The organism is Synechococcus sp. R3-13 (assembly GCF_047462195.1).
Lineage (GTDB): Bacteria > Cyanobacteriota > Cyanobacteriia > Thermostichales > Thermostichaceae > Thermostichus.
Map to the genome: position 1 here is coordinate 1 of NZ_JANSIO010000023.1, position 4,293 is coordinate 4,293.

The 4,293-nt window shown below is 59.0% G+C and carries 5 protein-coding genes; 3 read left to right on the top strand and 2 right to left on the bottom strand.

Going from position 1 to position 4,293, the window contains the following annotated elements:
* Positions 1 to 118 precede the first annotated feature (118 nt).
* Positions 119 to 319, bottom strand: a complete 201-nt coding sequence (locus tag NW856_RS00705) for a DUF3285 domain-containing protein (RefSeq protein ID WP_011433491.1) — start codon at positions 317 to 319, stop codon at positions 119 to 121.
* 166 nt (positions 320 to 485) lie between these two features.
* Here NW856_RS00705 and NW856_RS00710 point away from each other — a divergent pair, with 166 nt between their 5' ends.
* Entirely contained in the window at positions 486 to 1,136 is a 651-nt protein-coding gene (locus NW856_RS00710) for an ABC transporter ATP-binding protein (protein ID WP_011433492.1), read from the top strand.
* Here the strand turns inward: NW856_RS00710 and NW856_RS00715 are convergent.
* Positions 1,127 to 2,251 carry a murein hydrolase activator EnvC family protein gene (locus NW856_RS00715; RefSeq protein WP_414398595.1) on the bottom strand — a complete coding sequence of 375 codons (1,125 nt, stop codon included), beginning with the start codon at positions 2,249 to 2,251 and terminating at the stop codon, positions 1,127 to 1,129. The two genes, NW856_RS00710 and NW856_RS00715, sit on opposite strands and share 10 nt — an antisense overlap.
* A gap of 686 nt (positions 2,252 to 2,937) precedes the next feature.
* On the opposite strand from NW856_RS00715, the gene eda reads away from it, so the two are divergent.
* Both eda and ybeY read left to right on the top strand, forming a co-directional pair.
* Positions 2,938 to 3,651 carry a bifunctional 4-hydroxy-2-oxoglutarate aldolase/2-dehydro-3-deoxy-phosphogluconate aldolase gene (eda, locus tag NW856_RS00720; RefSeq protein WP_414389148.1) on the top strand — a complete coding sequence of 238 codons (714 nt, stop codon included), beginning with the start codon at positions 2,938 to 2,940 and terminating at the stop codon, positions 3,649 to 3,651.
* 25 nt (positions 3,652 to 3,676) lie between these two features.
* The gene (gene ybeY, locus NW856_RS00725; protein ID WP_414398596.1) at positions 3,677 to 4,168 is read left to right on the top strand and encodes an rRNA maturation RNase YbeY; all 492 of its coding nucleotides are present in this window, start codon (positions 3,677 to 3,679) and stop codon (positions 4,166 to 4,168) included.
* Positions 4,169 to 4,293 lie beyond the last annotated feature (125 nt).

The window sequence follows — 4,293 nt, forward strand, 5'->3', positions numbered from 1 at the left end:
AAAGCTTAAAAAGGGACATGGAGTGTAACAAGAAAGACCCCTCAGCGTGTATCTTTCCCGGCCGAGGAACAGCCGCAGGAGAGTATGGCCAGAACCCGCCCACGGAACTTAACAGAACTTAGTGAAACAGGTAGGCCAGCCCCACCAGCAGGGCCACCAACCCCACCGCCGTCAGGGTGAAGTGCAGCAGGGAGGTCTTACCTTTGCGCACCATGTTGCGCATGGCCAGGCGGGTATAGCTGGGGGAGGATCCCTGTTGCTCCGCAACGCTTGCGCGAACGCCAACCGACGGAGAATCTGTAGAAGAGGGCTGCGCCATTGGGATGACCCGGGCGATAATTTACACTACCTTTAGACTAGCCCAATCTACCCCCAGATGGAGGGGTTTCCAAAGCTTCAACCTACTTGCTGAAGAAGGGCCATAGCTGTCGCGCGGGGATCTTCCGGTGCCAAAATAACGACAGCATCCCCCTCTTTTGCCCCCCATGTTGCAAGTTCAGCATCTTTCCTACCATCCGGCAGGCGTTTCCCAGCCCATTCTCAACGATCTTTCCTTTGAGTTGGGCCTGAACCAGTTGGGGCTGATCGTGGGCAAAAGTGGGGCGGGCAAGAGCACCCTGCTGGAGATTTTGGCTGGCTTGGCGCGGCCCACCCAAGGACGGATTACCTGGGGAGGGGCAGAACTTTCCCCCAACCGCTTGCGCAGCATGGCGGGGTTGGTGTTTCAGTTTCCAGAGCGCCACTTTTGCGGCTTGACGGTGCTGGAGGAAATGCGCTTTGGTTATCCAGAGCTACAGAGAAAAGAGATCGAAAACGCCCTCAGACAGGTGGGATTGGAAGGGATCCCTCTACATACCTCCCCAAACCGCCTCAGCGGCGGGCAACAGCGGCGCTTGGCCCTGGCCGTCCAGTTGATCCGTGGCCCGTTTTTGCTGTTGCTGGATGAGCCGACGGCAGGATTGGATTGGTCGGTGCGACGGCAGTTGATCGAGCTGTTGGCTCGGCTAAAGTCCACCTGGACGGTGTTGGTGGTTTCCCACGACCCGGAGGAGCTGTCCTCCATTGCCGATGTGCGGTGGACATTGCAGGCGGGATCCCTGAAGCTGTTGCCGACGGAGGCTTTGCTTCACAGGTAGCGGCGGGGATCCACCGGTTGGCCGTTGACGCGCACTTCAAAGTGAACATGGGGCCCGGTGGAGAGGCCGGTGGAGCCGGAAGCAGCAACAACTTGCCCCCGCTGTACCTGCTGGCCTACCCCAACGGCAACGCGGCTGTTGTGGGCGTACAGGGTGGTGATGCCGCCGCCGTGATTCACAATCACCGTATAGCCGTAGCCGCCGTACCAACCGGCGTAGATGACGGTGCCCCGGTCTGAAGCTCTGACTGCGGTGCCGGTGGGCACACCAAAATCGATCCCCGCATGAAAGCGGCGACTGCGGTAGATGGGGTGAACCCGCCAGCCAAAGCCACTGGTGATCGGCCCGCGCACCGGAGCGATGAATCGGCCCGTCCCTTGAACGGGATCCCTGCCCCCCTGCTGTTGGGCCTGCTGGGCGATCAGTTGCTGGATGAGGAGAGTCAACTGTTGGGAATCGGCTTCCAGCCGCCGTTGGGCTGCTTCATAGGCCGCGCGTTCGTTGGCCAAGCGGCTCAACAGCTGCTCTTGGGCGACCGCCTGCTGCTGCAGTTGGTTCTTCTGGGCGGCCAGCTCCTGCAAAATCAAAGAGATCTCGTTGCGCTGCATCTCCAGAGCAATGCGCTGTTGATCCACCTCCTTGGCCATTGCTTGCAGCTCTTGGATCAACTGCCGATCCGCCTCGATCAACAGTTGCAGTTGGTGGCGGCGGTCGAAAAACTCGTTCAAGTCACGGCTGGTGAGCAGCAAAGCCCACCAATGTTCGGCCCCCTGTCGCTGCATGTAGCGCAAACGGGCAGCCGTGCCCTGTTGCTGCCGTCTCAGGCGGTCTTCCAGCTCCTGTAGCTCCTTTTGAGCTTGCTCCAGCGCTTTCTGAGCTTGTTCCAGACGATACTGATTGTCGCGAAGGCTGGATTCGGTCTGTCGAATGTTTTGCTGCAGGGATCCCATGCGGCGGCGGGCTTCTTCTTCTGCCTGGCGCAGTTCTCCCAAGCGGCGCTGAGTGCTCTGGATTTGGTGCTGGATCTGCTGCTGCCGCTGTTGCAATTGGTTGACATTCTGCGCCTGAGACGGAGCAACCCCCCCCAGTCCCCCCAACAGCAAGAGGGTGAGCAATCCGAGCGCTATCCACCCTTTTAGCCTGTGTGCCCCACGACTCAGACTCGTCACTCCTCACACCCTCTGCAACCGACCCATCGACCCTAAGGATACAAAGATCCCCACGGATCTGAATCGGGCCTGAGCTGGCTATTTAGGGCTACTCCGAACAGCAACAGAAGAGCCAGACAGTAGCGACTCCACCTCCGGATCCCACAGGCCTGACGGCATGCAACTCAAGCGGCAGCAACCTCAACGGACTAGAAAAACTAGGAAATGACGATAAACTGGCCGCTCACCTGCTGGCAAACCTCACGCTTAGAAGGCCAACCAAAAAGTTGCCTCATACAGACGGGATACCTTGCGGCACCTTTGGTTTGAGGAATCTTCCTCCTCTTCTCTGCTGAGTTCAGCACCGGTTAGGGAGACAACAAGGCCAGAGCAGGAACCAGCAACGCCGTGAAAAGCTGGGAAAAGCAAACACTCCGGCAAAGGCCACGAACGCGCAAACAGTTGCCCCTATAAAACACCGGCTTTGCTTGTTCCTGAGTCATCTGCTAGGCTTTCCCTTGAAAGAAAAGACGTTTAGGCTTTATGGTTTGTCATTATTTCATTGGCAGGCTGACTTTTTCGTTTTTGGATTGCAATTAAACTTAAGCTAAACCCAAGCAACTGCAAAACACTGAGCGGGTATTTTCCTACAGATGGCATTCGAGGATGCTGAGTGCAGTTTCAGAAAAGGGTCACAGCACCCCTGGTTACTCCATCTGTGGCAGCAGCCGCTGATTGCCGTGATCCGCCTCTGGGCCAGCCCAGCCCAAGCTCTCGAGGGAGCCATGCTGGCCATCCGAGCCGGGATCCGCCACATTGAAATCACCACGCAAGTTCCCCAATATCTGGAGCTGATTGCCCAACTGCGACAAGACCACCCGCAGTGTTGGATAGGGGTGGGCACTGTTCTCGATCGGCAGGTGGCGGAGCAGGCTTGGCAGGCAGGAGCCCAGTTTTGCGTTTGCCCCTTCACCGATGAGCAAGTTATCCGCTGGGGTCGGGAAGTAGGGCTGCCCATCGTGCCCGGTGCCCTCACCCCCAGCGAGATCTGGAGGGCGTGGCAGGCGGGGGCAACGGCAGTAAAGGTGTTTCCGGTGGAGAGCATGGGGGGATCCCGCTACCTGCGCCATCTACAATCGGTGCTGGGATCCCTGCCGTTGATCCCCACCGGGGGAGTCACCTTGGCCAAGGCAGCGGAATACCTGCAAGCAGGGGCCTGGGCAGTGGGCATTGCCGGGGATCTGTTCCCGACAGAGGATTTGGACTCAGGCTGCCATCTGTTGGAGAATCGACTGCGGCAGGTGCTGCAGCAGCTTGCGGAGCAGAGAAACAAAACCTGGCCCAATCCGGGCAAACTAGTAGAATAGGGGGCGTGGTGTGAGTGAGGCCCGCATGGATGGATCTCTAGATCTCTATCTGCAATTCAACATCCCCAGCCCGGTTGAAGAAGCCACTTGGCGTCATTGGTTCGAGATCTGGCTGAAAGAGCTGGGAGTACAGGAGCCATGCGAGCTCAGCCTTTGCCTCACTTCCGATGAACACATCCGCCAGCTCAACCGCGAGTTTCGCCACCTCGACGAGCCTACCGACGTGCTGGCCTTTGCCGCACAGGAGATGCTTGCCCCCTTTGGGATCCAAGACGTAACGGGGGTACGCCTGCTGGGGGATATTGTGATTTCGGTGCCCACCGCCCGCGCACAGGCCAAAGCGCAGGGGCATCGTCTCTCGCAAGAGTTGGCCTGGTTGGCCAGCCACGGGTTGCTCCATCTGCTGGGGTGGGATCACCCGGATGAACTGTCCCTACAGCGCATGTTGCAGCAACAGCGACAGTTGCTTGCCGCCATCCAACTGGATGGGGAGGTGGCCCATGGCCAACAGCCCTAGTCGGTTGCCGGAGCGTTCTCGCCTGGCGGTGTTCCGGCGGCGCGTCCATTCCAGAGACCCAGCGCAGCCATCTGAGGCGGATCGGGCAGCCAGTGCCGAGCCTTTGGGAAGGGATCCCTGGCGAC